This window comes from Parasutterella secunda (genome assembly GCF_023336895.1).
Classification (GTDB): Bacteria; Pseudomonadota; Gammaproteobacteria; order Burkholderiales; family Burkholderiaceae_F; genus Aphodousia; species Aphodousia faecalis.
Window position 1 is genome coordinate 498,590 of sequence record NZ_JAMBLT010000001.1, and the last position, 26,396, is coordinate 524,985.

31 protein-coding genes and 1 tRNA gene are annotated in these 26,396 nt (G+C 45.7%); 24 read left to right on the plus strand and 8 right to left on the minus strand.

Translation table 11 applies throughout. The annotated features are described in order from the left end of the window. The first annotated feature begins 155 nt into the window (after positions 1–155). From M3080_RS02410 to M3080_RS02520, 23 genes are all read left to right on the plus strand, one after another. Positions 156–623, plus strand: coding sequence for an acyl-CoA thioesterase (locus M3080_RS02410; RefSeq protein WP_249091717.1), 468 nt, complete (start codon positions 156–158; stop codon positions 621–623). 89 nt (positions 624–712) lie between these two features. Beyond that, complete coding sequence (locus M3080_RS02415) at positions 713–1,513, plus strand: ABC transporter ATP-binding protein (protein ID WP_022472208.1); 801 nt, start codon at positions 713–715, stop codon at positions 1,511–1,513. Then, a complete protein-coding gene (mlaE, locus tag M3080_RS02420) occupies positions 1,510–2,286 on the plus strand; it encodes a lipid asymmetry maintenance ABC transporter permease subunit MlaE (RefSeq protein ID WP_022472207.1) in 777 nt (258 codons plus the stop codon). Before M3080_RS02415 ends, mlaE begins: the two co-directional genes overlap by 4 nt. Before the next feature lie 13 nt (positions 2,287–2,299). Then, complete coding sequence (gene mlaD, locus M3080_RS02425; protein ID WP_022472206.1) at positions 2,300–2,785, plus strand: outer membrane lipid asymmetry maintenance protein MlaD; 486 nt, start codon at positions 2,300–2,302, stop codon at positions 2,783–2,785. 7 nt (positions 2,786–2,792) lie between these two features. Beyond that, complete coding sequence (locus tag M3080_RS02430; protein ID WP_022472205.1) at positions 2,793–3,551, plus strand: MlaA family lipoprotein; 759 nt, start codon at positions 2,793–2,795, stop codon at positions 3,549–3,551. Between the two features lie 13 nt (positions 3,552–3,564). Next, positions 3,565–4,206 (plus strand): MlaC/ttg2D family ABC transporter substrate-binding protein, encoded by a 642-nt coding sequence (locus tag M3080_RS02435; RefSeq protein WP_022472204.1) that lies wholly within the window; start codon positions 3,565–3,567, stop codon positions 4,204–4,206. A 51-nt stretch (positions 4,207–4,257) separates the two neighbouring features. Further along, a complete protein-coding gene (locus M3080_RS02440; protein ID WP_022472203.1) occupies positions 4,258–4,545 on the plus strand; it encodes an STAS domain-containing protein in 288 nt (95 codons plus the stop codon). A 112-nt stretch (positions 4,546–4,657) separates the two neighbouring features. Beyond that, positions 4,658–5,914 (plus strand): UDP-N-acetylglucosamine 1-carboxyvinyltransferase, encoded by a 1,257-nt coding sequence (murA, locus tag M3080_RS02445; protein ID WP_022472202.1) that lies wholly within the window; start codon positions 4,658–4,660, stop codon positions 5,912–5,914. Between the two features lie 27 nt (positions 5,915–5,941). Further along, a complete protein-coding gene (locus M3080_RS02450; RefSeq protein WP_022472201.1) occupies positions 5,942–6,283 on the plus strand; it encodes a histidine triad nucleotide-binding protein in 342 nt (113 codons plus the stop codon). A 3-nt stretch (positions 6,284–6,286) separates the two neighbouring features. Further along, a complete protein-coding gene (tatA, locus tag M3080_RS02455) occupies positions 6,287–6,514 on the plus strand; it encodes a Sec-independent protein translocase subunit TatA (RefSeq protein ID WP_022472200.1) in 228 nt (75 codons plus the stop codon). A gap of 58 nt (positions 6,515–6,572) precedes the next feature. Next, positions 6,573–7,181: a Sec-independent protein translocase protein TatB gene (gene tatB / locus M3080_RS02460; protein WP_249091719.1), complete on the plus strand. Its 609-nt coding sequence runs from the start codon at positions 6,573–6,575 to the stop codon at positions 7,179–7,181. 8 nt (positions 7,182–7,189) lie between these two features. Then, on the plus strand, positions 7,190–7,969 hold the full coding sequence (gene tatC, locus M3080_RS02465; protein WP_022472198.1) for a twin-arginine translocase subunit TatC: 780 nt from the start codon (positions 7,190–7,192) through the stop codon (positions 7,967–7,969). A 42-nt stretch (positions 7,970–8,011) separates the two neighbouring features. Continuing rightward, a complete protein-coding gene (locus tag M3080_RS02470; RefSeq protein ID WP_249091722.1) occupies positions 8,012–8,755 on the plus strand; it encodes a Nif3-like dinuclear metal center hexameric protein in 744 nt (247 codons plus the stop codon). A 147-nt stretch (positions 8,756–8,902) separates the two neighbouring features. Further along, positions 8,903–9,505, plus strand: a complete 603-nt coding sequence (locus M3080_RS02475) for a glutathione S-transferase N-terminal domain-containing protein (protein WP_022472196.1) — start codon at positions 8,903–8,905, stop codon at positions 9,503–9,505. A gap of 21 nt (positions 9,506–9,526) precedes the next feature. After that, entirely contained in the window at positions 9,527–9,907 is a 381-nt protein-coding gene (locus M3080_RS02480) for a stringent starvation protein B (RefSeq protein ID WP_022472195.1), read from the plus strand. 13 nt (positions 9,908–9,920) lie between these two features. After that, positions 9,921–9,996 (plus strand) — tRNA-Thr (locus tag M3080_RS02485). Between the two features lie 71 nt (positions 9,997–10,067). Continuing rightward, positions 10,068–10,616 carry a metallophosphoesterase family protein gene (locus M3080_RS02490; RefSeq protein WP_249091723.1) on the plus strand — a complete coding sequence of 183 codons (549 nt, stop codon included), beginning with the start codon at positions 10,068–10,070 and terminating at the stop codon, positions 10,614–10,616. Positions 10,617–10,842: 226 nt separating this feature from the next. Beyond that, the gene (locus M3080_RS02495; protein ID WP_205050099.1) at positions 10,843–11,172 is read left to right on the plus strand and encodes a DMT family transporter; all 330 of its coding nucleotides are present in this window, start codon (positions 10,843–10,845) and stop codon (positions 11,170–11,172) included. 688 nt (positions 11,173–11,860) lie between these two features. Next, a complete protein-coding gene (locus M3080_RS02500; protein WP_249091726.1) occupies positions 11,861–12,253 on the plus strand; it encodes a GNAT family N-acetyltransferase in 393 nt (130 codons plus the stop codon). Positions 12,254–12,587: 334 nt separating this feature from the next. After that, positions 12,588–14,273 (plus strand): putative transporter, encoded by a 1,686-nt coding sequence (locus M3080_RS02505; RefSeq protein ID WP_022472652.1) that lies wholly within the window; start codon positions 12,588–12,590, stop codon positions 14,271–14,273. A 71-nt stretch (positions 14,274–14,344) separates the two neighbouring features. Next, complete coding sequence (locus tag M3080_RS02510) at positions 14,345–14,776, plus strand: DUF805 domain-containing protein (RefSeq protein ID WP_249091727.1); 432 nt, start codon at positions 14,345–14,347, stop codon at positions 14,774–14,776. Positions 14,777–14,880: 104 nt separating this feature from the next. Further along, positions 14,881–15,453 carry a flavodoxin gene (locus M3080_RS02515; protein WP_249091729.1) on the plus strand — a complete coding sequence of 191 codons (573 nt, stop codon included), beginning with the start codon at positions 14,881–14,883 and terminating at the stop codon, positions 15,451–15,453. Positions 15,454–15,525: 72 nt separating this feature from the next. Continuing rightward, positions 15,526–16,281: an EFR1 family ferrodoxin gene (locus tag M3080_RS02520; RefSeq protein WP_022472655.1), complete on the plus strand. Its 756-nt coding sequence runs from the start codon at positions 15,526–15,528 to the stop codon at positions 16,279–16,281. 22 nt (positions 16,282–16,303) lie between these two features. Here M3080_RS02520 and phnX read toward each other — a convergent pair whose 3' ends face one another. From phnX to M3080_RS02550, 6 genes are all read right to left on the minus strand, one after another. Continuing rightward, positions 16,304–17,098 (minus strand): phosphonoacetaldehyde hydrolase, encoded by a 795-nt coding sequence (gene phnX, locus M3080_RS02525; RefSeq protein WP_249091731.1) that lies wholly within the window; start codon positions 17,096–17,098, stop codon positions 16,304–16,306. Further along, positions 17,091–18,209 (minus strand): 2-aminoethylphosphonate--pyruvate transaminase, encoded by a 1,119-nt coding sequence (gene phnW / locus M3080_RS02530; RefSeq protein ID WP_249091732.1) that lies wholly within the window; start codon positions 18,207–18,209, stop codon positions 17,091–17,093. Before phnW ends, phnX begins: the two co-directional genes overlap by 8 nt. Positions 18,210–18,282: 73 nt before the next feature. Then, entirely contained in the window at positions 18,283–19,302 is a 1,020-nt protein-coding gene (locus tag M3080_RS02535; protein ID WP_249091733.1) for an extracellular solute-binding protein, read from the minus strand. A gap of 18 nt (positions 19,303–19,320) precedes the next feature. Then, a complete protein-coding gene (locus tag M3080_RS02540) occupies positions 19,321–21,036 on the minus strand; it encodes an ABC transporter permease subunit (RefSeq protein WP_249091734.1) in 1,716 nt (571 codons plus the stop codon). Between the two features lie 15 nt (positions 21,037–21,051). Further along, positions 21,052–21,873: an ABC transporter ATP-binding protein gene (locus M3080_RS02545; RefSeq protein ID WP_022472660.1), complete on the minus strand. Its 822-nt coding sequence runs from the start codon at positions 21,871–21,873 to the stop codon at positions 21,052–21,054. Between the two features lie 406 nt (positions 21,874–22,279). Continuing rightward, positions 22,280–22,663 carry a RidA family protein gene (locus M3080_RS02550; RefSeq protein ID WP_022472662.1) on the minus strand — a complete coding sequence of 128 codons (384 nt, stop codon included), beginning with the start codon at positions 22,661–22,663 and terminating at the stop codon, positions 22,280–22,282. A gap of 252 nt (positions 22,664–22,915) precedes the next feature. Between M3080_RS02550 and M3080_RS02555 the strand changes: the two genes are divergently transcribed. Continuing rightward, positions 22,916–24,112, plus strand: coding sequence for a M20 metallopeptidase family protein (locus M3080_RS02555; protein WP_249091735.1), 1,197 nt, complete (start codon positions 22,916–22,918; stop codon positions 24,110–24,112). 4 nt (positions 24,113–24,116) lie between these two features. On the opposite strand, the gene M3080_RS02560 is transcribed toward M3080_RS02555, so the two are convergent. Together M3080_RS02560 and M3080_RS02565 are read right to left on the minus strand one after the other, a co-directional pair. Then, entirely contained in the window at positions 24,117–25,301 is a 1,185-nt protein-coding gene (locus tag M3080_RS02560; protein WP_249091736.1) for a M20 metallopeptidase family protein, read from the minus strand. A gap of 67 nt (positions 25,302–25,368) precedes the next feature. Next, positions 25,369–26,124 (minus strand): basic amino acid ABC transporter substrate-binding protein, encoded by a 756-nt coding sequence (locus M3080_RS02565; RefSeq protein ID WP_249091737.1) that lies wholly within the window; start codon positions 26,122–26,124, stop codon positions 25,369–25,371. Between the last annotated feature and the right edge of the window lie 272 nt (positions 26,125–26,396).

Genomic DNA, 26,396 nt, shown 5'->3' on the forward strand with positions numbered 1-26,396 from the left:
CAGAATACTACCGTTTTAGGGGGTATTTTGCGAGCACTTAACGAAAAAATACCGTAACAAATTTAAGGAGATATGAAAAAATGTCGACGAAGCGAGCGCCTTTTTGCCAAAATTCGCTATGCTTTCAACTTTCTTTTCAAGATTAGTACAGAAAAATGATCGATATTTATCAACACAGTTTTAAGGTTGGTCCGGAATCCATTGATATTTTGAAACATGTCAATAATCGGGAATACCTTCGTTGGATGGAAAAAGCAGCGATGGCTCACGCCGCTTCTTTAGGGTGCGGAGCGAAGGAATGTTTGGAGCGTGGCGAAGTCTGGGTCGCCAGAGAACATTGGATCGAGTATTTGAGACCGTGCTATGAAGGCGATGAATTGACAATTTATTCTTGGGTTGAAAACCTTTCCGGTCCTCGATCGCTTCGCCGTTACGCGATTAAACGCGGCTCCCGCGTGGTTAGCCTCGGCGCAACGGAATGGGTTTATATCAACTATAAAACCGGTCATGTTATGGATGTGCCCGATGATGTCGCCGAACACTTCAAAATCATCGCTAACGATGACCAACGGTTGACGGATTTAGGGATTGCCCGCAGTGTTCGATTTGAACCGCATTATTAAGTGGGATAGGGCTGATCTCAGCGTATAATTGAAAAATTCTGAATGCTTATTCAGTCTATTGATATTGATTGCCGAAAAAGGAATCACGAGTGAGTGATTTTGTAACAGTTCAAGACGTAACTTTTGGATACGGTCGCCGTGTCATTCTCGATGATGTGACGCTGCATTTCGGCCGTGGGCAGGTTGTTGCCATTATGGGCGGCTCTGGCATGGGGAAAACAACGCTTTTAAAGTTAATTGGCGGAATTGAAACCCCAGATAAAGGCACAATTTTAATCGATGGCGAACCGCTGGATACGTCAGATAAGGAAAAACTTTACGCGCAACGTCGCCGCATGGGGATGCTCTTTCAATTTGGAGCACTCTTTACCGATATGTCCGTTTTGGATAACGTTGCCTTTCCGTTGCGCGAGCAGACAAAGCTCAGTGAAGAATTGATTATTCGTATGGCGTTGATGAAATTAAATGCCGTCGGCCTTCGTGGTGCGGCTGATTTGATGCCCAGCGAAATTTCTGGCGGGATGTCGCGTCGTGTGGCACTGGCTCGTGCAACGGCCCTGGATCCAGAACTTATCATGTATGACGAACCGTTTGCCGGGTTGGATCCGATTTCTATGGGGGTGACTGCTCGGCTGATCCGTGATTTAAATGATGCTCTCAATGCGACGAGCATCATTGTCACGCACGATGTACCGGAGACTTTTGCTATCGCCGATTATGTCTACATGATTTCGTCAGGACGGATCGCTGCAGAAGGAACTCCGCAGGAGTTATCCGCTTCGACTGATCCTTACGTTCGTCAATTTATTGATGGTGCTCCGGACGGTCCGGTGGCTTTCCATTATCCGGCCGAGCCGATTGCAGAAGAATTTGGAGTACACGCACCATGAATGCATTGATTGATTTAGGCGCCTGGACTCTGGAACAAGTCCGCCATGTCGGACGAATGGCCATTTTTGCGCTGCAGCTTTTTAAAGAGTTGCCCGCCTCTTTGGCCCGTTTTTGGCTTGTGGTTCAACAAATTCACTTCATCGGTAACTACTCCCTGCTGATTATTGCTGTTTCAGGGTTGTTTGTCGGATTTGTCTTGGCGCTTCAGGGTTACTACATTTTGGTCAGTTACGGCAGTGAGCAAGCCTTGGGTGTCATGGTTGCTTTGTCATTGGCTCGTGAATTGGGCCCGGTTGTGGCGGCATTGCTTTTTGCCGGACGGGCCGGTACGTCGCTTACTGCAGAAATCGGTTTGATGCGAGCCGGAGAACAGGTGGCCGCCATGGAAATGATGGGTGTGGATCCCGTTCGTCGTGTGTTGGCGCCTCGTTTCTGGGGGGTACTGATTTCATTGCCGCTATTGGCTTGTATTTTTACCGCTGTCGGTATTTTCGGCGCTTGGATCGTCGGTGTTGTGATGATTGGGGTCGATGGCGGTGCATTCTGGTCACAGATGCAAGCCGGCGTGGATGTGTTTTCAGACGTAGGCAATAGTGTTATCAAATCTGTGGTTTTCGCTGTTGCAGTAGGATTAATTTCTCTTTATCAAGGCTACAACGCAAGGCCGACTCCGGAGGGCGTCTCACGTGCGACGACTCGTACGGTGGTCATTTCTTCGTTGATGGTTTTAGGGCTCGACTTCATTATGACAGCCCTGATGTTCTCGGTTTAGAAAGGGGTTTTCGATGGAACGAAAAGCAGATCGCAAACGCGGAGTTGAGCTCATGGTGGGGCTTTTTGTTGTTGCCGGCTTTGCCGCGTTGCTTTTTACGGCACTTCAGGCCGCCAATTTGGGAAGTTTTTCATGGTCTCAGAAAACCTATACGGTGGAGGCAATGTTTGACAATATCGGTGGTCTGAAACCCAGAGCGCCGGTAAAAAGCGCTGGTGTTGTCATCGGCCGCGTTGAGAGCGTGAATTTTGATAACGAACTCTTCCAAGCTCGCGTGACAATGACAATTGACTCGCAATATCAGTTCCCAACGGATACGGAAGCACAAATTTTAACTTCCGGTCTTCTGGGCGAACAATACATCGGATTTGTTGCCGGTGCCGATGAAGAAGTTTTGGAAACGGGCGGCAAGATTCGTCGTACGCAGTCGGCTATGGTGCTTGAGCAGATGATCAGCAAATTCATGTACAGTTTTGTAGAAAATAAAGATAAGGAATAATCCGGCTATGAAGACTACGCTCAAACGCTCTCTTATAGCTATCGCGCTGAGTTCGGCCCTGGCCTCCTGTGCGGTGGTGCCGCCGAATTCTGGTGAAAATCCCAACGATCCTTGGGAAACATTTAATCGTCAGACTCATGCTTTCAACATGACGATGGACGAGTATGTGCTTCATCCTATTGCCCAAAGTTACGCGGATTATGTACCGACTCCTGTTCAAGACGGTGTCAGTAACTTTTTCTCCAATTTGGGTGAACCAGGCAATATGCTCAACAATTTCCTGCAAGGGAAATTTAAAGAAGGCGCGGTGAGCTTTGCGCGTTTCCTGATCAATTCAACGGTCGGTATTGCCGGGCTTTTTGATGTGGCCTCTCACATGAACTTGGAATACGCCCCGGAAGATTTCGGTGAAACGTTGGGCACATGGGGAGTGGGACCAGGTCCCTACATTGTTTGGCCATTCTTGGGACCGAGTACTGCTCGAGATACCGCCTCTATTCCTGTGGATTGGGCTACGGATCCGACGACATATATTTTCTGGGATAGAAGTGAACGCTATCCGTATGCTGTGGGCTTGGGTGCTCTGAAGGTCATTGATACTCGAGCAAAATTGTTGGCTACGGATGCAATGCTACAAACAGCATTGGATCCCTATGTTGCAGTGCGTGAAGCCTATCTGCAAAATCGTGAGAATCTCGTCTGGGACGGCAACCCTCCGTTGGTGTTGATTGAAGACGAGTTCGAAGACGAGGATTACGAAGATTAAAGGAGAAAATCCTATGTTGCGTCGTGTTTTTATGGCGTTTGTCGGGTGTTTGGCGCTGACTTGTGCTGCATTGCCTGCAGCCTCAGCTCCGAGTACACAATCTCCCGAAGAGTTCGTTCTTAAGGTTTCCAACGAAATTTTGGATGCAATTAAGAAAGATCCTAAACTGCAGCAAGGCGAAAAAAAGGCTGTGGAAGCCTTGGTTGATGAAAAAATGATGCCTGCTGTCGATTTCCTGAGAATGACTCGTATGGCCGTTGGTCCGAAATGGCGCCAAGCAACGCCTGAGCAGCGTGAACAATTGCAGCATTTATTCCGCGAAACGCTCATCCAGGTTTATTCCGGCGGGCTGAGCATGGCTAAAGATCAAAAAGTTCGTATTTTGCCTCGCGGACAAAATGATGGAACCGAAGCCATTGTCAGAACGGGGATGAGTTCTATTTCTGATCCCGGTAAACCGGAAGTGCAGATGGTTTACCGTCTTCGCAATATCAAAGATCAGGGCTGGAAGGTTATTGATGTTAATGTCGAAGGCGTGTGGCTTGTCAGCAATTACCGTAACCAGTACGGCAATATCGCTGCACAGGAAGGCATTGAAGGGTTGATTCGTCGAATGCAGGACCGTGTAGATCACCCTGAAACGGCCAAAAAGTAAGAAAAATGTGGAAGTTGCCCGAGGGTGAAACCTCGGGTGATGAAATTTAATATGAAAATTGATCAAGAAACGGTAACGTTTGAGGATATTGGACATTGGGAAGAGCTGGCCAAGCGAGCTCTGGGGCAATCGGATGCAGTGTTTGATTGTTCCGGGGTCCGAAATGCCGACAGTGCTCTTTTGGCCTTGATCCTGAAGTGGCTTCAACAAGCTCAACAGCAGAAGTTACAAGCAAAAATTGTCAATTTGCCTGAAGGCATGTGGAGTTTGGCTAAGCTTTACGGTGTTCGAGAACTGATTCGCCCGTATTGTGAAAAGACTTCCACTGCCCAGATCTAATCAATTGAAAATTTTGGCAACAAAATTATCCGTTGGAAGGCAGATAAAAAATCATTTTTTATTATGATTGAACAGGTACGTCGTTGGCGGCTCTGAGATAAATCGAAAAGCTATGGAAAAACTGAAAGTTACAGGCGGCTGCCGCCTCAAAGGTGAAGTAAAGGCATCGGGAGCAAAAAATGCGGCTTTGCCGATTTTGGCGGCTTCTCTTTTAACGGCCGATGATTTGGTCTTGCATAACGTGCCGCATCTGTCGGATATTCGGACAATGGGCAAATTGCTAAGCGGCTTAGGAATGACCGTTGAACGTCCGTCAGATACAGAAACGGTGAGACTTAATGCGAAGAGTTTGACGACACTGACGGCTCCCTATGAACTTGTGAAAACGATGCGAGCTTCCATCGTTACTTTAGGACCGATGCTTGCCCGTTTCGGTGAGGCAAGAGTGTCGCTGCCAGGCGGCTGCGCTATTGGTGCCAGACCGGTCGATCAGCATATTAAAGGCCTGCAAACCTTAGGAGCTGAAGTCGTTATTGATCACGGTTATGTGGTTGCGAAAGCCAAACGATTGAAAGGTGCTCATATTGTTACCGACATGGTGACAGTAACCGGTACAGAAAATCTTTTGATGGCCGCCACGCTTGCGGAAGGGACAACGGTTATTGAAAATGCCGCCCGTGAACCGGAAGTGGTTGATTTGGCCAACTGCCTGATTGCCATGGGCGCGAAAATCCGAGGAGCCGGAACGCCGGTTATTGAAGTGGAAGGCGTCTCAGAGCTGCACGGCGCAACTCATTCTGTTTTACCGGACCGTATTGAGACGGGAAGTTTTTTGGTGGCTGCGTTGATGACCAGAGGCGATGTGACGGTAACACATGCCGCTCCCCACACGCTTGACATTGTGTTGGAAAAATTAAGAGAAGCGGGCGCGACTGTTCAAACTGGTGATGATTGGATCCGAGTAAGTATTGATAAGCGCCCCAAGGCTGTGAGCGTACGAACAGTTCCTCACCCGGGATTCCCGACAGACATGCAAGCGCAATTTATGGCTCTTGATACCATCGCCGAAGGTACCGGTCGAATTACTGAAACCATTTTTGAAAATCGTTTCATGCATGTCCCAGAGCTTCAGCGACTTGGAGCCAATATTACGGTCGATGGTCATACGGCTGTGGTAACGGGTGTAGAAGCGTTGTCAGGGGCTAATGTAATGGCTACGGATTTGCGCGCTTCCGCCTCGCTTGTCATTGCCGGTCTTGTCGCCAAGGGCGAAACAATAGTCGATCGTATCTATCATTTGGATCGTGGATACGACCATATGGAAGTAAAATTGGCAGCATTGGGTGCTCAGATTGAGCGTATTGCCTGATGCAAGGATTTAAAAAAGGAAAACACTATGCAAGACTGCATCTTTTGCAAAATCATCAAGGGAGAGATCCCTTGCAAGAAGGTTTATGAAGATGAGGACGTGTTGGCGTTTCATGATATTAATCCTTCTGCGCCGATTCATTTTTTGTTGATTCCGAAAAAACATTTGGTGTCTTTGGCTGAAGCTCAACCCGAAGACACGCCCCTTTTGGGTAAAATGCTTGCTTTGGTACCTCAGTTGGCCAAGGAGCAGGGCTGCCAGAATGGTTTCCGTGTCGTGATCAATACGGGTCGTGATGGCGGTCAGGAAGTCGGCCATTTGCATATTCATGTCATGGGTGGCCCGCAACCGTGGCCGCGTAGGAGTTAAAAGATGGGAAGTTTTTCCATTTGGCATTGGTTGATCGTTTTAGTGATCGTCGTGTTGGTTTTTGGTACGAGCAAGTTGAAAAACTTGGGACGTGACTTAGGTGGCGGCATTAAGGGCTTTAAAGAAGGCCTCAAGGAAGGTCAGGAAGAAGAGCCGAAGAAAGTCGCCAATGATGCCAACGCTAATACGGTTGATGTGACCGCTAAGGAAAAGACCGAAGCTAAAAAATAGATTTAACGGAAAGCTCTGGGCGGGGATCTGAAGGTTCTTCGCCCGCTTTTTGTTTGATATGTTTGATCTCGGTTTTACGGAAATTCTTGTTATCGGAGTGGTTGCTCTGGTTGTTCTTGGGCCTGAAAAAATGCCTGAGGTAGCTAGGGCTGCAGGGCGTTTTTTTGCCAAAGCTCAGAGCTATATTTCACAGGTAAAAGGGGAGTTCGAGAGAGAATCTCAGTTAGCTGAAATTAAGAAGCTTCGGGATGATATCGCCTCTTCTGCAGCAGGGTTGAGGCAGTCAGTCAGCGATGTGCAAACGGCGTTGACCGAACAAGCAAAAGACGTCAATCACGCTCTTGACGAGGTTTCCGGTACTTCTTCAGTTCAAGCGTCTGAGTCAGCGGATCCCTACACGCAATTTAATCAAGCAGAGGCAACTCTAGAAGCCTCCCGCAACGAATCGCCAAGTCCTTTCAGTTGGGAAGCTGACCCGAGCAGCTCCGATGCTTATCGCTCGCAATATGTCCCTCGCCGTTACAAACCCAGTCCCTCACTTGATGATGTGATTGCGGAATTGGAAGAGCTTCGCCGTGAAATGGCGTTACCGCGTAAGACTCTCGGAGGCTATAACAGGCGTTATGCGCCGAGAGCCCGAGTCAACCGTCCGCGTATTTACCGATGAGAAAACAGATGGCTGACAACAAAAAGTTAACCTATGAAAGCCCGGAAGACGAAGAGGTTGATCGTGAACAACCTCTAATGTCGCATTTGCTGGAGCTCAGAAGCCGACTGGTGCGGGCTGCGGTGAGTGTGCTTGTTGTTTTTGCCGTGCTTTCTCCATTCATGAAGCACATTTTTGACCTTTTGAGTCAGCCGCTGATGGCGGCTTTGCCTCAAGGTGTCAAAATGTTGTCAACAGGCGTCGTCGCTCCCTTTTTTGTCCCGTTGAAAGTCACTCTGTTTTTGGCTTTTTTGATCGCGTTGCCCTATGTGTTGTATCAGGTTTGGGCTTTTATTGCGCCGGGGCTTTACAAGCGAGAAAAACGTTTAATTTTCCCGATTCTTGCCTCAAGCATTGTAATGTTTGCCTTGGGGATGCTTTACTGTTACTTCATTGTTTTCCGGATGGTCTTTATGTTTATCGCAGGCTTTAGTCCGGAAAGCGTCAATTTTGCCCCTGACATTGATGCCTATTTCAGTTTCGTCATCACCATGTTTGTGGCTTTTGGGATTACCTTTGAAGTGCCTATCGTCGTGATGGTCCTAAATCGAATGGGTGTGGCCAGTTACGAGCGTATGTGCAAAATACGTCCTTACGTTATTGTGGGCGCCTTTGTGGTAGCGGCAATCGTGACTCCTCCTGATGTGATGAGTCAGTGTTTATTGGCTGTTCCCTTGGTTGTACTCTATCAAGTAGGCTTGTGGTGCGTAAAACTTTTCGGTAAGAAGGAAGACTCCGGCGAGTCTTAGCCACAGCTTGTTTTTTCTCCAAATGATAAGCGGAGAAGTCCTATGCAAAGACAACATCTGATTGAAATTCTCAACGATCTTTTGCACCCTGAACTTTTTAAGGATTACGCGCCCAATGGTTTGCAGGTTGAGGGAAAAGGCGAGATATCACGTATTGTGACGGCGGTTTCTGCTACACAAAACGTTTTGGATCAGGCTCTTGCTTTGAAAGCAGACGCTTTATTGGTGCACCATGGCTGGTTTTGGCGAGGTGAAAATCCGGCAGTCGTCGCAACGAAGTATCGTCGTCTGAAAACACTCATGAGCGGGGATATCAATTTAATAGCCTATCACTTGCCGCTTGATGCTCACATCACTTTGGGCAATAACGCTCAGATGGCCCAATTGTTAGCGGCCACGGATGTAGCCCAGGGTGGGGAGAATAACTTTATTTGGAGTGGTCTTGTGCCGCCGATCACGGTACAGGCGCTAGCTTCTCATTTAGAAAAAAGTTTGAACCGTTCACCTTTGGTGTTGGGTGATCAAACCAAGACCGTTTCTCGATTGGCCTGGTGCTCTGGTGCGGCGGAAGACTTCTTTGAAGAAGCGATTGCCATGGGGGCTGATGCTTATATAAGTGGGGAAGCAACTGAGCGGACCACCCATTTAGCCCGAGAAATGCATGTTCCGTTTTTGGTTTGCGGGCATCATGCCACTGAACGTTTGGGCATAAAGGCGCTTAGCGATTGGCTTGGTGAAAACCATGGATTGGAGTGTATTTTTGTCGACGATGAAAATCCAATCTAATTAAATGATTTTTAAGGGAAAAATGGCTTTTCGATGGCGTTTTTTCGCTGAACCTTTTAAAATTAAAAAACGGTGTGCTTTTTTGTGTTTGGAGCACAGATTAACGATTTGTTGTGATTAAGTTTTTTGCACACCAAGGAGTTAGAGATGATTTTGTATTCCGGTACGACGTGCCCGTTTTCTCACCGTTGCCGTTTCCTTTTGTATGAAAAGGGAATGGACTTTGAAGTTCGTGATGTTGACGTTAATAACATTCCGGCCGATATCCTCACGATGAATCCTTACGGTGAAGTACCGGTTTTGGTCGAACGTGAATTTTTCCTCTACGAAGCCAATATCATCTGTGAATATTTGGATGAACGTTTCCCGCACCCGCAATTGATGCCGGCTGAGCCCGTATTGCGTGCTCGGGTTCGTCTGTTTATGTTCAATTTTGAACGTGAGCTGTTCACTCATGTGAAGACACTTGAATCCCGTCAGGCTGACGAGGCTGCCAAAGAAATCGCACGTACAAATATTCGCGACCAATTGACGGCGATGGCTCCGATTTTCACGAAGAATAAATACATCTTCGGTGAAGACTTCACGATGTTAGATGTCGTGATGGCTCCGTTGTTGTGGCGTTTGGGTGTTTACGGTATTGAGTTGCCCAAGTCTGCAGCTCCGTTGCATAAGTACGCCGAGCGACTTTTCTCGCGTCAGTCTTTTATTGACTCCATGACGCCGTCAGAAAAAGTGATGCGCCGCTAAATAAAGAAAGGTTTTTCGATTATGTCAAGACCATCCATTAAGTCCTATTTGGTTCAAGCCATTTGGAATTGGTGCACGGACGTGGGGCTGACACCCTATGTTCTCGTGCGGGTCGATGATAATTGCGTAGTGCCTCAGGAGTTTGTTGAAGATGGACAAATTATTTTCGACATATCCTCTGAGGCTACTCATAACTTAACATTTGACGATCGAGAAATTAGTTTTGAAGCCCGTTTTGGAGAGAAGGCGCTGCGGTGTCGGGTTCCTTATCGCAACATTGCCGGAATGTTCCCGCAAGAAGAACCGAATAAAGGAATGATGTTCAGTCCTAATAGTGATGAACCCGAGGATGAAGAAATTAAACCGCCCCCTCCCAAACCGGTTTTTTCTCGTGTAAAATAAGCGCTTCTTTGATGCCCGTTTAGCTCAGTTGGTAGAGCAACCGCCTTGTAAGCGGTAGGTCGTCTGTTCGAGTCAGTCAACGGGCACCAACAACGACAAAAGCACACAATTCTTGTTGTGTGCTTTTTTTACTTCTACGCCCTGATTTTAAAGGGAATCGTTGAGTTCTTTCTGCCCCGGTTATTTCAGTGAGCAAAATTTAAGTTTTTCTGTGGACTTGGGTGATTACTTCCTATTTCTTTTGGATACGTTGCAGCCGGGCATTCACTGGGGGGCTGTGCCCGATGCGGTGTTAGATAAGTTGGAAACTGAACTTGAAAAAGTAAACAAACCGACGTTGGTTTTTTCACATCACACACCGGTCAAACCTGGAATGGGTTACATGGATGAGCCCTTTGGTAACGCTGAGCGTCTTCTAGACATTTTGAAACGCCACAAGAATGTGCGCATGTGCACGGGGCACCTACACCGTCCAGTAACCACTTTAACAAAGACAGGAACTGTCGTTGTGACTGCTCCGTCCGTTTCGCTGCAAATGCTCCTGGACTTGACGCCTAAAGGTGGTGATGAATTTGTATTTGAAACGCCGGGCTATGCGATGCATACCTTCTTGGAAGATGGTTGGGTGACTCATTTCGGTCAACTGCCTTTCCAGAGTGACTTCAGCGGCCCCTGGCCGTTTGTCAACACCATTAATCCAGACGAGTAATCGGATTAAAGTGCAAGTTATTAGGGCGAAATAAAAATAATTAACAAACTACCACTTAAGAATAAAACAGAAGTGATGATCAAGCGGTCAAACTTCAAGCAGAGATTTGTTAAAATGAGCACACCTGATGGGAGTTCGTAACCGTCTCGCTTCTGCCTGCATCTGTGGGTTTCCATGCAGACAGAAGGGATATTTCATCATGAGCCCAAAATAAAGGAAATTCAAGATGCTTTCAACTTGGGCTCTGTTGATGGTCGCTGTTGTGACTGAAATCGCTTGGGGATGCAGCCTCAAAGCATTATCCTACTTTTCACTTAGTCGATTTTTTGCACTTATACCTATAGCTCTCACTTGTGCGAACATGTATCTTTTAGCGCGTGTGATGAGGACTCTGCCTTCAGGACTCACATATGCCATTTGGACAACGCTTGGTGCTGTTGGTGTACTCGTAGCAGGTGCTTTACTCTTCAATGAAAGCCTTACTAAGGGACAAATTTTTTTTATTGGAGTATGTATCGTTGGTGTTGTCGGCCTGCACCTTTGCTCCAAAGGATAATTATTGATAAGTTAAAGGCACCTAAGGAGCAATATAAAAAAAGATGGCGCGTAGCACTCGCCGTCTCAAACTAATTTTTGAAACTCAGCAAGTTTGCTACGCGACAGTTTGTTAACTATTTTTACTTCACGTTAATAGTACGGTATCTGTAATTAAATCAATTATGGGTACCGTGTGGTGCACATCTTAGAAAAAAACATCAGGCACACGTTCCAGAGGATTGGTATAAAAACTTCTATCATCTGGATAAATACCAAGCCTGTAAAATCTGTGGGTTCGAAACCCGAAGACGCTTTCTAATTGGGTAGTGCAGGGGAAGTTGCCCAAGCCTCTTATTGCAGTAGGTAAATGAAGATGGCAAAGTTTGAGCTTGTTTGAAGCTTTGCAATTGACAGGAAGTTCTTCAATGCGATTGGTCACTGTTCGAGTCCATGGATTCAAAAAAGCAATTCGAACAGCGGGCAGAATGATTAATTAGCAGCAATCTTGTTTCAAATTGCAACATCAAGCCAAACCACAGCAATCGACATAATTTGGCCTAAAATTGCGATAACTATGTGATTTTTATTGATAAATTCCTCGGTCAACGGGCACCAAGCAACTTTCCGCACAGTTAAGACTGATGCGGAATTTTTTTTTAATTGAAGAATGATCATTTGCGAATTAAAAAACAACCAAAGAACAGATAGTGGATATTTGGGAAGATTCTGTGCGGGCTACTCATTCTTTCTTAACACATGCAGATATTGAAACAATCAAACTCTATGTTCCCCATGCCATAAAGGCAGTTCCACATTTATTTGTCGCGCGAGAAAATACGGGTTCAATACACGGTTTTCTTGGAATTTCCGGTCAAAAGATTGAAATGCTTTTTATTGCTACTCACTATCGCGGACACGGTCTTGGCAAGAAATTGATACAAGAGACCATGTCCCTTTATCCAATTACCGATGTGGTGGTTAACGAGCAAAATCAGCAGGCAATAGGATTTTATGAGCACATGGGATTTGAAGTTTACGATCGATCGGCGATAGATGAACACGGGGGAACTTTCCCCATTTTGTTTATGAGAAAACCATAAAGTCTGAGTGTGGAGGCTTTGCAAAAATGAGTGATCAAGGCTGATCCAATTAGGCCTCCTTGACTCAGTGAGAGAAAGTTCTTTGCGTAAGTTGCTTCGACAGATACTCCGAGAACATCCGCAAAGCCATTTCCTAATGAAAATCGTACCTAGAGCGGAAGAACAAGACATTAAAGTGAATGGATAAAAGATTGCAGTTTTTTTGACTAATCCGCTTGCCATATAAGGGAATTCATTAATCGAGAAATTTGTTTTGAACGCATACACTTACGCCTGTAAGTAATTCTGCTTATTTCTCCGTTCATACGGTCTTTTGATAAAGGCAACGAACACTATGGAATGGTTCCATTCGCTCCTCACCGATACAAATTCAATTGCCCATATTGCGCTGATTTATGCGGCTATTATCACTATTGGGCTGGCGGTCGGGCGAATAAAAGTCAAGGGAATTTCTCTGGGCGTCATTGGTGTTTTGTTCGTAGGTCTTTTGTTCGCGCACTTCGGTGTCAAAATTAATCCGGATGTTTTGGGATTTACCAGAGACTTCGGTCTGATTGTTTTTATTTTCTTTGTCGGTCTTCAGGTGGGACCGTCATTTTTTTCATCCTTTAAAAGTGTCGGCTTAGTTTTAAATGGGCTGATGCTTTTTACAGTTCTCACGGGTATTGCCTTAACGGTTATTTTGTACTTCATATTCAGCGACCATGTTTCACTGGCGCAAATTTTGGGTGTGCACTACGGGGCCATTACTTGTACACCAGGGTTGGGCGCTACAAAAGAAGCTTTGGCAGATATGGGATACCATGGTGAAGATATCGCTATTGCTTATGCCTGCGCCTATCCGTTGGGTTTGGTGACGATTATTGGTATCGCTATTCTTTTACGTGTGATGTTCCGGGTGGATTTGGAACAAGAAGATCGCCAATGGGAAGATGAAGAAAAAGAAATTAATCAAGCCCCTGTGGTTTTCCACATATACATCACAAACCATATGCTTGACGGACTAACCATTCGAGAATGTCGCCGTCGTATTCCTAGGCCCTTTATTTGTTCTCGCCTTTTGCACAAAGGCGAGATAACCAGTCCATTCGCCGATACGGTATTGCATTACGGAGATACGATTCGTGTAGTGGCCACTCCCGAACAGAAGATGGATATTGTGGCGGCTTTTGGTCAGGAAGACAATCGCATTGATTTGGCAACAGAGCACTCTCCGATTGAGCGGCAGCGTGTCATTGTTACGCGCAATGAAATGAATGGACGAACTGTTGGTGACTTGGAGTTGAGTAATACCGATGGCGTGCACATTACACGCGTTTGGCGAGCCGGTATGGAATTATTCCCATACGACAAAATGCATTTGCAAGTTGGTGATATCTTGCAGTGCGTCGGTCCGATTAATGCCATTAAGCGGTTAGCCGGTATTGTGGGTAATCGTCCCAAGGTGTTGGAGCAGCCCAATTTGGCCGCTATTTTCCTGGGTATTACCTTAGGGGTTTTGGTCGGCTCTATTCCCTTGATGGTTCCCGGGATGCCCACGCCGATTAAATTGGGTTTGGCCGGCGGCCCTTTGGTTATCTCTATTTTGTTGGGGCGCTTCGGAGCAACACTTCACTTGGCAACGTACACCACCAATGCGGCTAATTTGGCCGTCAGAGAGATTGGTATTTCGCTCTTTTTAGCGAGCGTCGGCTTGACGGCTGGCGGCACCTTTGTCGATAGCCTCGTTGCCGGTAACGGTCTTTTGTACGTAGGCATCGGCTTTATTATTACGTTTGTACCGCAAATTTTGGTCGGTGTTATTTCTCGTCTTTTCCTCAAAATGAACTATCACACCATTTTGGGATTGTTGATCGGTGCCTGTACAAATTCGCCGATATTGGCCTACGCGGCTTCGCTTTCAGAAAAAAGTGCAACGGCCGTGGCCTATTCCACGGTCTATCCTCTGGCGATGTTCTTGCGTGTGGTTACCGGTCAAATTATTTTGGTCGCGATGTGGTCGTATGTTTCTTTGGTTTAAAGAAAAGTGACTGATAAGAAGGAGAGGTTTGAGTATTCTTATCCTGGATAAACTGAAAAAAGGAACACAGATTGTCAATTGTTCATTGGCTCACTCAAGCTTATGGACGTGAGCGATATGCTGATTTCAAAAGCTGTTCAGATCGAAAGGAATGGCTTGGGCTGATCCTATTTCAGATCATTGCTTATTGCACTTTTATTGCTTTGGGTGTGGTCTGTAATTTGCTTGTTGTGACAGCCGATGAAGTTATAACCTGGCCGATTTATTTAACCACTTCCTTAGTTTTTGTTTTTGCTCTTTACTCCTTTGTTCCAGGCCTGGCCCTGACGGTCAGACGGTTGCATGATATCGGTGTGAGCGGATGGTGGTGTCTCTGTTATTTCCTTCCTCCCTTAATGACAGGTCTTGAGGTGCAGACCTGGATTGTCAATGCCTTAGTTGTGTTTGGTATTTTTGTAATGCTTTTGCCTTCTAAGAAAGAAAATAATCGCTTTCGCGTTTAGTTTTCTGCAACTTGCTTTAAATAAACAATAATTCGGCATTTTTGAGTCAATAAAACGTTACTTCTCCCAGTAAATTAGAAGCAGAATAGTGGGAGGTTATAGACATGTTGTCAAAAAGAGAATTCTTGAAAGCTGTTGTTGGACTCACAACACTCGTTGGAACGCATTCAAGCCTAGCCAAAGAAGCCGCTCAATTTCCGATGAAACGAACCGCTATTGTTTACTATAGCCATAGCGGGAACACCCGAACTGTGGCATCTCGTATTTCTGCTTTGACAGCGGCTCCAGTGTTTGAAATTGTTCCTCAAACGCCTTATCCAAACGCCTATCGCCCGACAACAAATCAAGTGCGAGAGGAAATGCAAAAAGGTTATTTGCCGCCAATTCATGCTCCATCCATTGATTTGAATAATTTCGATGTTCTCATCATAGGTACGCCGACATGGTGGCATCACATCGCTCGTCCCGTCGCTTCATGGCTAAGTCAAACCGATCTTTCCGGGAAAGTCATCATGCCTTTTAATACCCATGGGGGTGGTGGTCTTATGCAAACGAGGGATGATTTTGTTCAAATGTGTCCGAAATCGACAGTAACGCAAAGTTTGACGGTTTACGGAAATGGAGATAGTGATTTAGATGAACAGATCCTTCGTTGGCTAAAAGAGGCAAATCCGTGATATTTATGTGTTGGGGGCAACTTGTAGATGCGTTTTTTTGCGCTATGATGAAAAGAAAAAATGAGGTGCCCCATGCGTTTTTCGATTGTATTTTTTAGTGCGGCTGGTCACACGTTAAAGGTTATCCGTCACGTTGCTGAGCAGATGGGAGGAGTAGATAGGACGGTAGATTTGTCCGATCCGTTCTTAAAGGAGTGCACCTTCGGAAAAGATGAGCGGGTAATTATTGCTTGTCCCGTTTATGGAGGTCGGATACCGGGGCTTGTGGTTGAGCGGCTTCGGAAAGTAACATTTGAGTCAACTCGCGTGATTACGCTTGTAACTTATGGCAATAGAGCATATGAAGATGCCTTATTGGAATTAAATGACACGATTCTAGTCAGAGGCGGCATTCCAATTGCCAGTGCCGCCGTTGTAACGCAGCATTCGATGGTGCCTACTGTGGCAGCCAATCGACCGACAGAAATTGATTTCCAAAATCTTTCGGTGTTTGCTCGTTTCGCGCTACAAAAATACGATGATATGCACGCTGTTCCGGTTGAAGTGCCGGGCAACCGTCCCTATCGAGCTTGGAGCAAAATGCCGGTTACTCCCGTAGTCAGTGGTAAGTGTGTTCGATGTGGCATGTGTATTCAGCGATGTCCGACAATGGCTATTTGGATTACTGATCCCAAGAAAACTGATCCATCTAAATGTATTTTGTGTATGAGGTGTGTAGCAATGTGCCCGCAAGGAGCAAGAAGTTTACCGCCTGCCGCACAACAGGCCATTGAAAAAAAACTCGCTCCTGTTGCGAAATTAACGCGTGAGAACGAGTTTTTCTTCTAACAAAGCTCAGAATTTAAGCTTTTTAGGCTTTCTCGCCATTTTCAATGGCTTCAATTAATTTGGGCAGTTCTTCCATGGTGTCAATAACAAAATCAGCACCGTTGGCAAAGAACATTTCACGAGCTTTTTTACGAAGGGCAAATTGTTCCAGAGAGGGCAATTTATCCCAGGAGGCTTTGTCTAAGCCAATGATAGAACTGCCTTCCGTGACGCCAACGGCAATTAACCCGGCATTTTTACCTTCGCGCATGTCAGATACAGTATCACCGACTTTAACAATGCGACGAACGTCTTGAAGCCCGAGGCGCTTCATATTTTCAAATACCATGTAAGGCCAAGGGCGGCCAAAACCGCCGGTGTCATCTGCGGTTACAAGCATGTCAGGGTTATAGCCAGCCTTCGATGCTTCACGAGCGACGACTTCCATCATGGAAGCGGTAAAACCGGTGGTCGAACCAATCTTGATGCCCTTTTGACGCAAAGCGGCAACAGTGTCCAAGACATAAGGCTTAATGTCACAATGCTGAGGCAACACGGCCATCAACGCCGGCTCAAAGTCAGCATAAAGGGCTTCAACGTCATCGGAATCGGGAGTGCGCTTGTAGCGTTCTTCCCAGGCTTTTTCAATGCGCGGCATGCGCAACATCGTGCGAATATGGTCACGTTTTAAAAGACCCATTGGGGCGCGAGTTTCTTCGTCGGTGACTTCAATGCCCGCACGACGAAAAGCTTCCATAAAAGCGCTGACAGGACTTGTTGAGCCGAAATCAACGGTTGTACCGGCCCAGTCAAAAATCACAGCTTGAATGTTAGGCATGGTTAACCTCGTCTAAATAAGCTTTGAAAATCGCTAAAACACGTTTAACGTCTTCTTCGTAAATTTCACCGATGTTGCCCAAACGGAAGGTGTCACGTTCGGTAAGTTTTCCCGGATAGATGACGTAACCATGGGACTTAAGGTAGTCGTACATACCGGCAAATGTGAAATTAGCGTTCTCAGGGTAGAAGAACGTTGTGATGATCGGTCCTTGATGAGCGACGTCAATATAAGCATCAAATCCAAGATCTTTCATTCCATCACGAAGCATCTTGTTGCATTGAGCATAGCGAGCGTGACGAGCGGCGATGCCGCCTTCTGCCTTCAATTCGGCGATAGCTCGATGAAATGCCGCAACGACATGAGTCGGAGAGGTAAAGCGCCATTTACCGCCGTCTTTTTCCATCACGCGCCATTGATCATAAAGATCCAAAGACAAAGAGCGGGCATTGCCTTTGCTGGCTTGCAGTTTCTCAATATTGGCGATGATAAACGAGAAACCAGGGACGCCTTGAATGCATTTATTGGCCGAAGAAATAAGGAAGTCAATGCCGACTTCGGGCACGTTGATATCCACGCCGCCAAAGGAACTCATGGCATCAACAACAAAGGTTTTACCGGCCGCCTTTACAACTGAACCCACGGCAGCGATGTCATTTAAAATGCCGGTTGTGGTTTCGCTGTGCACCATGGCAACCATCGTCACATCAGGATTATTCGCTAGAAATTCGTCAACTTTTTTAGCATCCGGAATACTGTCCCAAGCAAAATCCAACCGTTTGAAATGGATGTGGTGGTAGGTAAGGATTTGGCACATGCGTTCGGTGTAGGCGCCATTGACAAGGACCAAAACACAATCATCGGCTCCAGGGATGGACGAGAGCACGGATTCAACACCAAATGTGCCGCTGCCTTGCATCAAAACAGTTGTATATTCATTAGGATCGGCGTGAGCCAATTCAAGCAATGAGCGACGCACTTCCTGGGTCATTTCCTTGTAGTCTTTATCCCATGTGCATCGGTCGACAAGCATTTCCTCACGCACTGTCAATGAGGAGGTGAGGGGACCGGGGGTGAGTAATTTGTAAGTATTCGGATCTTGAATAGTCATAATTTTCCCAGTGTTTCTAAGAGGTTGCGGGACGAAAAAAATCGTCCCGCATTTCGCCATATAGGAAAAAGGATTATTTATTTTGACCTTTAACTAATTTTTGGTGAGCTTCAAGCAATTCAACAGTCAATGCTTCCTTGTACATTTTGGGATTGGCCGGTTTATTTTCAGCCGAAACCGTTTCGCCCTTGTACAAAGCTACCGGGTAGTACTTCAAAAGTTCCGTGCGACCATGTTTGATGATGGTTTCAGCCATCTTTTGAGCATTAGGATTGGTCTTGTCGCCCTTATCAACAACAGCGATGGCTTCTTGAAGCTGGAAATTGCCTTCAACGGGATCGATGTAATCAATCGGCAAGCCCTTAGCTTTATCAGCAACGGCTTGATGACGCAGTCCGAAACCGACGGCCACTTCACCGGCGCGCAGTTTCTTTAAAGGAGCGGAACCCGATTTTTCCAAATGAGCACCTGCGTTCTTTTCGATGGCAGCGATGGTCTTAGCACCTTGTTCTTCACCCTCGGCAGACAGTACAGCTTGGGTCATCAGCCAGGAAGTGGATGAACCCATGATGTCAGGTACGGAGATATGACCCGCGTATTCCGGTTTAGCCAGGTCGGCAATGGCCTTGGGAGCCGGCAGACCAGATTCCTTGAGAACTTGAGTATTGACGAAAAGAGCACCCGTATTGCCTAAAATCGGAGCGTAGTAAGAGGGGGTGGGATTAATCGGTTCGGTCTTAAACGTCAAATTTTGGAACATCTGATTTTTCTTTTGGAAACTGTCCAAATAATAAGTGCTGATCGTGACCAAATCGGCTTCAATATTCTTTCCTTCAGCAGCGATCTTCCCGCCCAACTCAGAGGTGCCAAAGGACTGCATCAGATAGGCACCCTTGAAGCCATTGTTATCGAGCGCATTTTTCATCGCTTGTTGTGCTTCTTCGTCAGCGTTGGTGTAGATCACCACTTGTTTGGCGGGTTCTGATGTTGCGGCTGTCTTCTTGTTTTGGGCATCACCATTGTCGCTGCAGGCCGACAACCCCAAAACAGCAGCGGTTAAAACCGAGAGGGAAAGAACAGAGATGCGTTTCATACGTTAACTCCTTAATTATTAGATCGACTGATTCGCTTTGCGAGTCGTAGCGGATTGGAAAAAGGTTTTTAATCTGGTCAATAAGCCTTGACCGTGATGGGTTTGCACGTAACTGGTCAGAGCGTCGAAAATGAGCTTCGTAGCCACGTTAGTAAGGAAAACTAAAAGGGATAAAACAAAAATTTCTTCAAATTTTTCAAAGTATTGAAGTTCTTTAATTTTTGTTGTTAAAAGCATCGTGCGCGCACCCGTGAGGAACACAACAGCGCTGATGGTGACCATGGCACTGACGAAGAAGTACTGGAACATTTGCAACAGCGTCGGCAAAGAGTTCGGGACAATGACGCGAGAGACTGTTTTTATCCAACTGTCGCCCATTAAAGCCCCCGTTGTTTCCCAGCCGGCATTCATTTTTGAAAGTGCGGAGGTAGCCATCATGTATGGCGTGGTAAAGAAGTGCACAAGGTTGGCTAACACCAAAATGGTGAATGTATTGGCCAAAGGCGTACCGCTCATGGCAAAGAGAAATCCGATACCAAGCACCATGCCCGGAACGGTGTTGGTGATCATGGCAAAGGAGTCCATTGTGGTTTGACACCATGAGGGCAGTTGTGATCGAGCCTTAACCAAAGCAGCGGCGTAACAGAAAATCGTGCCGACAGCTGCCGAGACGAGAGCGACGCCGATGGAGTGTTCATAGACTTGCCAGATAGAGCTGTCACTGACAATACGAGTGATGACATCCAACGTGAAGTAAGGCTGATAAGGCCATTGTTTCACGAAAGGCACAACAAACATCACGACAAAAACGGATAACAGCGCAAGTGAAATGAGTACGTAGTAAAGCAGGTACAGAGCATCTCTAAATACGTTCGTCGAGACTTCGGCTTTAGAAATTTTGTTGTATCGAAAATTAAAGCGATCAACCCAACGCAGCATAACAACGGAGGCAACCGAGGGCACAAGCATTGCCATGGCGATAACAGCCCCTTCGCCAAAGTTCGGAATGGCGCCCATCATGGTTGTATAAAGCTGCGTGGCGATGACTTCATATTCGCCTGCAATGGATACCGGGATGCCGAAATCGGTAAACGAAAGGAAGAAACTCAGGATAAAAGCAGATAGAAGTGAGCCGACAACCGGTCGGATGGCGGTCATGTAAAAAGTTTGCCATGGACCGTCTCCCATCAATTTGGAGACAGTAATAAAGTTACGATCAACGTAAAAAAAGGCGTTATAAAGAATCAGAAAAGCCGGCGGCAGCGTATAAATAACATCGGCAATCAGTAGTCCCCAGAAGCCATAGATGGAAAAAGGGGGAGGGGCGATCAATTGACTGATTAGCCCTAAACGGCCGAATGAGTAGATGACAGCAAAACCGTATGTGATGGATGGCAAAAAAAGCGGCAGCAGGACGATGATTTGAATAACTTTTTTTACGCCAGGGCGAATTCTTGTAAAGTGAAGACCGTATGCGCAGAAAAAGGCCATCAAAGTCGCAATGGCTGCTGAAATACCGGAAACGGTGAAACTGTTGGCTAAGGCTGTCCAAAAGCTGCTTTGTGAAAGCAGGGAGGTGTAATTGGTTAGCCCAATACCGCCCTCTTTGGTTAAAACGGATTGAAATAAAACACAGCCCAGCGGATAAAGCAAAATAGCCGCTAATGTGAGCGTGATGAGGATATAAAGAACTTTTAGTTCTTTTTGTCCTTTACCGAATAATGCCGCTAGCATAGAAATTCCTCTCCATTAAGCGACGGCTTGACCGAATGCTTGAAAGGGTTGAGGTTTGGCAATTCGGGATGATGCAGGTGTTGTTTGGGGCAAACTTTCGCTAAAAAGCTTCAGAATATTGCTTCGCTTAATGTTGAGCTGCGACAAAATAAATTGTCGGATAAAGTCATTGGCCGGATTGCTGATAATCGTTTGCGGATCAGCAAACTGTGCGATTTTGCCTTCGTTAATGATGAGAACTCGATCGGATAACGTTAGAGCCTCTTCCGGGTCGTGAGTCACAATCAATGTGGTCAGCTTATATTGACGCGCGACCGTGCGGATTCTTTCTTTAATGGACTCTTTAATGATGCCATCAAGTGCAGAAAGCGGTTCATCCAAAAGCAAAAGGCGAGGCTTTAAAACGAGCGTTCGAGCAATGGCTACGCGTTGTTTTTGTCCGCCCGACAGTTCATCGATGCGTTGATCGAGGTGTTTTCTCAAGCCAAGTAAATCAATTAGATCACTGACTTCTTCACGAGTAGAGGCATTGGGATTGTTTCTCAGACCATAGAGAATGTTTTCTCGTGCGTTTAAATTGGGGAAAAGCGCGAAATCCTGGAAAACAATGTTAAAGCCACGGTCTTTCATGGAAACGTGACTGAGATCTTCTCCATCGTAAATTAACTGGCCTTCCGTTAAGTCCGTTAAGCCCAAGATCAAATTCAACAAAGTCGTTTTTCCGCATCCGGAAGGTCCAAGAATTGAAACAATTTCGCCTTGGTTAATACTCAAAGAAATATCAGAGAGAATTTCACGGTCACCGAAACGTTTTGAGATATGTCGCAATTCGAGCATGAAAACGGAACTCCTATCAATAATGGGTGAAATTATTGAAGGCGCTTATGAAAGAATTTCGACGTTTAGGTGAAGATTCGGTGACAAAGAAATAAGTACAAAACTTATTCGAAATGAAATAAATTTTAAGAAACAATGAGATAGCTGAACATTGAGGAAACTGTATCTGTCATCTAGGTGTCATTTTTTAATAATTGAATTTTGGGTAAGAAAATTTTTGAATAAAAGAGTAGGTTACCAAAACCAATAATCAAATAATGATCAACCACCCAGCGCATTATGGGCTCTGCTCTCAGTGTCAGCTTTTTATTTAAGAATTTCAATGGATAAACCAAGAGAGTGTTAACTGCGCCCTGCTTAAATAAGAGACTTTTGTCACACTCTCTTTGAAAACGAGTCGCAAAGGTTAATCTTCATCCATTTCGGCGATTGCCTCAATTTCAACTAAACAACCGAAATGAAGATCTGTAGTAGAAACAACGACGCGGCCAGGTTTGTGATCACCGAAAAATTCCGCATAGACTTCGTTGATGGGGCCCCAATATTCGACACTAGGGGTGTAGACGCGGCAAAATACCACTTGATCGCGCCTGACGCCAGCTTCCTTTAAAACTCGATCAACATTATCTAAAGCGAGTCGCGTGTGGTCTTTGATGTCACCTTTGCAGACTTCTCGAGTATCCGGATCTATGGACAGTTGCCCCGAAACATAGAGCATACCTTTGGAAATAACACCGGCACTGTAGTGGCCCTTATTTTCGCCTTTAAACGGAGGACAAACCAACTTCATTATTTTTCTCCAATGTCACTAAAGTTAATAGAAGTTTAAGACGATTAAAAACAAATACTTTGCTTTTAATCGCATTTTCCCCATTTTTACAGCCGAAGCATTTAAGAAGACACCACTTTAGGAAATGTCAGAAGCATACGTATTAAAAAACTTATCGCTAAGGATAAGTTCTTACGCCTGTGAGATTTTTTAAAACACAATGAAATCATTGCGCTTAAGATTGTTTTCTAGTCCTTATCAGGAGAAACAGAAATGTACAGTGCTCAAGAGATCCAACAATTTTTATCGGAAAAGTCGGCGCAATTAAATGCTTGTCGTCATCATTTGCATCAACATCCTGAGATCGGTCTTCAATTGCCGGAAACGTCGGCCTTTATTGAAAAAGAGTTACGTTCTTATGGCGTAGATGAAATCCATAAAGGGTTTGGTTCTTCCGCGTTGGTCGCCGTTATTCATGGGAAAAAGAAAAGCGATAAGTGGATTGGATTGAGGGCAGATATGGATGCCTTGCCCTTATTGGAGCAAAGTGGGGCCGAGTACGCCTCAGTTAATGAAAAACGTGCTCACTCATGCGGACATGATGGGCATATGACTGTCGCTTTGGGCGCATGTCGTTTCCTTGCATCACACAGAGATTTTGAAGGCAGTGTTGCCGTTATTTTCCAGCCGGGAGAAGAGGGTTATGCGGGCGCCCGCTTAATGGTAGAAAACGGCTTATTTGAAAAGTTTCCGATTGCGGAAATCTATGCTACCCATTGTGAGCCCACGCTTGATGTTGGGCAGATAGGCATTGATCCAGGGTATATCATGGCGGCCGCGGATATTTTCACCATTGATGTTACCGGTCGGGGAGGACATGGGGCGAAACCGCAGGTGGCCGTTGACAGTGTGTTGGTCGCTTCACAAATTGTTGTGAGTGCTCAATCCATTGTGAGCCGCAACGTTAATCCGTTGCAAGGCGCAGTAGTCAGTTTCGGGGCGATTTTAGCGGGTGATGAAAACGGATCAAGTGTTTTGCCTCAAACAGCCAAACTGATTGGTACCTGCAGAAGTTTTGAGCCTGATGTTCAGGATCGTGTGCAGCAGCGTTTGGGTGAAATTGCTGAAGGTGTCGCAAGTGCCTACGGAGCGCAGGCTCATTGTCACTACACGCGCTTATACCCGGCTCTTTTAAATCATGAACAGCAAGCGTTAGCCGTTAAGGAAATCGTTCGGAATTGGTTGGGAGAGGAGGGCTTAAAGCCTGCTCCCCAACAGATGACAGCGGAAGATTTTGCCTTTATGACTCAAGTGTGCCCCGGCTGTTTGTTCCGTTTAGGAATTAAAGATCCGAAGCACACGGCTAGTCTTCATGAGTGTGAGTTTGATTTCAATGACAAGGCGACTCTCTACGGCTCAACATTGATGGTTCTTATTGCTCTAAATCGCTTAAAGGCAGTTAACGCCTAGCACGTTAGGAAAGATAGTTTTCCGCGATTAGGGCAAAAACACTGGCTCCCGCAGGCAAAATAGCATCGTTGAAATCATAAGACGGATTATGAAGTGCGCAGGGACCGGGGCCATGTCCCTCTTGCCTGTGCTTGCCTTCACCATTACCAATGAAAAAGAGTGCGCCTGGGCAGTGTTTTAGAAATACACCGAAATCCTCAGAGGGCATAACTGGCTCTTGGGTAAGGACCGCCTCTTGACCTAAAACCTCTGTCGCGGCATTTTGGATTTGATTGACCCATTCAGGATTATTCGTTACGGGTGGTACTTGACGGATGAAGTTGACTTCGACCGTCGCGCCGAATGCAGAGGCTACATGTGAAGCAATCTTTTGCATATGATCGGCAATAAGGTTTGTCACATCTTCTGAAAAGGTTCTTACCGTTCCCTCAATTTCAGCCGTGTCTGCAATAACGTTATAAGTTTCCCCGGCAGTGATTTTGCAAATGGATAGCACCGCCGGGTCAATAGGACGCTTTATACGGGTGATGATTCCTTGAAGGCTATTGGCAATTTGGATGGCAACAAAAAGGGGATCAATCCCATTATTGGGCATGGCGCCATGGGCTCCGCGTCCTCGGACAAGGATTTTGAAAGCATTGCAGCTGGCCATTATGGTTTGTCTATTGAGGGCAATTTTTCCTTGAGGAACGTCCGGCCAATTATGGCAGGCGATTATGCAGTCTGTCGGAAATCGCTCGAACAGACCGTCATTGACCATGTCACTGGCTCCTCCGTCTTGTTCTTCGCAGGGCTGAAAAACAAATTGAACCGTACCGTTGAAGTGTTGGGTCTCAGAAAGATATCGGGCGGCTAAAAGAGCCATCGTCATGTGGCCGTCGTGACCACAAGCATGCATCACCCCTTTGTTGACGGAAGCATGAGCAAAACAATTAGCCTCTTCGATCGGTAATGCGTCCATATCCGCCCGAATAGAAAGGCACTTGGATGAGTCTCCGCATTTTAAAAGAGCTACGACACCGGTACCGGCAATTTTCGTATGAACCTGATAACCCCATTGACGAAGATAATTGGCAATTTTTTCAGCGGTTACATTCTCCTGATGGCCGACTTCGGGGTATCTATGGAAATCGCGTCTTATGGCGATAAATTCTGGAGTTAATTCTTCAATACGTTTAATTAATTTCATGATAATTGCACGAAAATAACAACAAAAGAAGCCTCAAAAATGGATTTTGAGGCTTAATGATTGAGTGCTATTGTTGAGAGGCTTGAGGCTTTTTACCTAACCATTTTTCGTAGATTTTGTCGTATTCACCATTTTCCTTAATGATTTTTAGACCTTTATTCAATTTTTCAAGTAAAGCTTTGTTGTTTTTGGCGACGGCAAATCCGTTTTGTTTGGGGTTATAAACGTGTGGAACCATCATGATGTCTTCATCGTTATGTTTAGTTAAGTAGTACAGAGTTACTGTCTTATCAACCATAACGGAGTCGCACCCGTTCATTTTTAATTCCATAAAAGCTTCGCCGATTTGATCGAAATTGGCTACGGTGGCGTTTTTGACAGTTGAGGCCAAAATGGAGCCAGTTGAACCAATTTGAGCGCAGATACGTTTGCCTTCCATGTCTTTTAAAGTTTTAAACTTGTTGGCATTTTTCTTTTGAATGACCATTACTAGACCGACATCGTAGTATGGATCAGTGAAAAGCACTTGTTTTTGCCGTTCCGGCGTAATGGTGATGGCTGCAGCCCCGACATCAACCATGTTACTTTGTAAAGCGGGGATTAATCCTGCAAATTGCATGTTTTGAATCTTTGCTTCATCGCCTACCGCTTTGGCTATGGCGTTAATCAAATCGATATCAAAACCAACAATTTCATTGGTTTTCGGATCTTTAAATTCAAAAGGAGCGAGTCCAGCATCGGTGCCGACCAAAAGTGTACCGGCCATGGCAGAACCACTGGCAATCATGGAACTTAAGAGAGCGCTTAATAAAATTTTTTTCATGATGAACTCCAAACATAAAAGTCGATTTCCCGACAGTGTATGCGGACGGTTTTTGATCAACAAGGTGTTAACACATTGAAAGATAAAAAGAATATTGATGAAATAGACGATTATTACGAATAAATGGTCGGCAAAATTAATAATGTTTGAAATTCAAGAAGATAAGTAGTGGGAGCGCATGTTTTTGGAAAGGTTGAATAAGTTTTTTTCTCTAGTTATTTTGAGTTAGAAATGGGTAAAAAGTGTTAGATAAAAAGCAGCGATAACAGTGA

Bases quoted from the DNA above. Each gene is read 5' to 3' on its own strand.
- M3080_RS02410 (WP_249091717.1), top strand. From the start codon at position 156: ATGATCGATATTTATCAACACAGTTTTAAGGTTGGTCCGGAATCCATT.
- mlaE (WP_022472207.1), top strand. From the start codon at position 1,510: ATGAATGCATTGATTGATTTAGGCGCCTGGACTCTGGAACAAGTCCGC.
- mlaD (WP_022472206.1), top strand. From the start codon at position 2,300: ATGGAACGAAAAGCAGATCGCAAACGCGGAGTTGAGCTCATGGTGGGG.
- M3080_RS02430 (WP_022472205.1), top strand. From the start codon at position 2,793: ATGAAGACTACGCTCAAACGCTCTCTTATAGCTATCGCGCTGAGTTCG.
- M3080_RS02435 (WP_022472204.1), top strand. From the start codon at position 3,565: ATGTTGCGTCGTGTTTTTATGGCGTTTGTCGGGTGTTTGGCGCTGACT.
- M3080_RS02440 (WP_022472203.1), top strand. From the start codon at position 4,258: ATGAAAATTGATCAAGAAACGGTAACGTTTGAGGATATTGGACATTGG.
- murA (WP_022472202.1), top strand. From the start codon at position 4,658: ATGGAAAAACTGAAAGTTACAGGCGGCTGCCGCCTCAAAGGTGAAGTA.
- M3080_RS02450 (WP_022472201.1), top strand. From the start codon at position 5,942: ATGCAAGACTGCATCTTTTGCAAAATCATCAAGGGAGAGATCCCTTGC.
- tatA (WP_022472200.1), top strand. From the start codon at position 6,287: ATGGGAAGTTTTTCCATTTGGCATTGGTTGATCGTTTTAGTGATCGTC.
- tatB (WP_249091719.1), top strand. From the start codon at position 6,573: ATGTTTGATCTCGGTTTTACGGAAATTCTTGTTATCGGAGTGGTTGCT.
- tatC (WP_022472198.1), top strand. From the start codon at position 7,190: ATGGCTGACAACAAAAAGTTAACCTATGAAAGCCCGGAAGACGAAGAG.
- M3080_RS02470 (WP_249091722.1), top strand. From the start codon at position 8,012: ATGCAAAGACAACATCTGATTGAAATTCTCAACGATCTTTTGCACCCT.
- M3080_RS02475 (WP_022472196.1), top strand. From the start codon at position 8,903: ATGATTTTGTATTCCGGTACGACGTGCCCGTTTTCTCACCGTTGCCGT.
- M3080_RS02480 (WP_022472195.1), top strand. From the start codon at position 9,527: ATGTCAAGACCATCCATTAAGTCCTATTTGGTTCAAGCCATTTGGAAT.
- M3080_RS02495 (WP_205050099.1), top strand. From the start codon at position 10,843: ATGCTTTCAACTTGGGCTCTGTTGATGGTCGCTGTTGTGACTGAAATC.
- M3080_RS02505 (WP_022472652.1), top strand. From the start codon at position 12,588: ATGGAATGGTTCCATTCGCTCCTCACCGATACAAATTCAATTGCCCAT.
- M3080_RS02515 (WP_249091729.1), top strand. From the start codon at position 14,881: ATGTTGTCAAAAAGAGAATTCTTGAAAGCTGTTGTTGGACTCACAACA.
- M3080_RS02520 (WP_022472655.1), top strand. From the start codon at position 15,526: ATGCGTTTTTCGATTGTATTTTTTAGTGCGGCTGGTCACACGTTAAAG.
- phnX (WP_249091731.1), bottom strand. From the start codon at position 17,098: ATGCCTAACATTCAAGCTGTGATTTTTGACTGGGCCGGTACAACCGTT.
- phnW (WP_249091732.1), bottom strand. From the start codon at position 18,209: ATGACTATTCAAGATCCGAATACTTACAAATTACTCACCCCCGGTCCC.
- M3080_RS02535 (WP_249091733.1), bottom strand. From the start codon at position 19,302: ATGAAACGCATCTCTGTTCTTTCCCTCTCGGTTTTAACCGCTGCTGTT.
- M3080_RS02540 (WP_249091734.1), bottom strand. From the start codon at position 21,036: ATGCTAGCGGCATTATTCGGTAAAGGACAAAAAGAACTAAAAGTTCTT.
- M3080_RS02545 (WP_022472660.1), bottom strand. From the start codon at position 21,873: ATGCTCGAATTGCGACATATCTCAAAACGTTTCGGTGACCGTGAAATT.
- M3080_RS02550 (WP_022472662.1), bottom strand. From the start codon at position 22,663: ATGAAGTTGGTTTGTCCTCCGTTTAAAGGCGAAAATAAGGGCCACTAC.
- M3080_RS02555 (WP_249091735.1), top strand. From the start codon at position 22,916: ATGTACAGTGCTCAAGAGATCCAACAATTTTTATCGGAAAAGTCGGCG.
- M3080_RS02560 (WP_249091736.1), bottom strand. From the start codon at position 25,301: ATGAAATTAATTAAACGTATTGAAGAATTAACTCCAGAATTTATCGCC.
- M3080_RS02565 (WP_249091737.1), bottom strand. From the start codon at position 26,124: ATGAAAAAAATTTTATTAAGCGCTCTCTTAAGTTCCATGATTGCCAGT.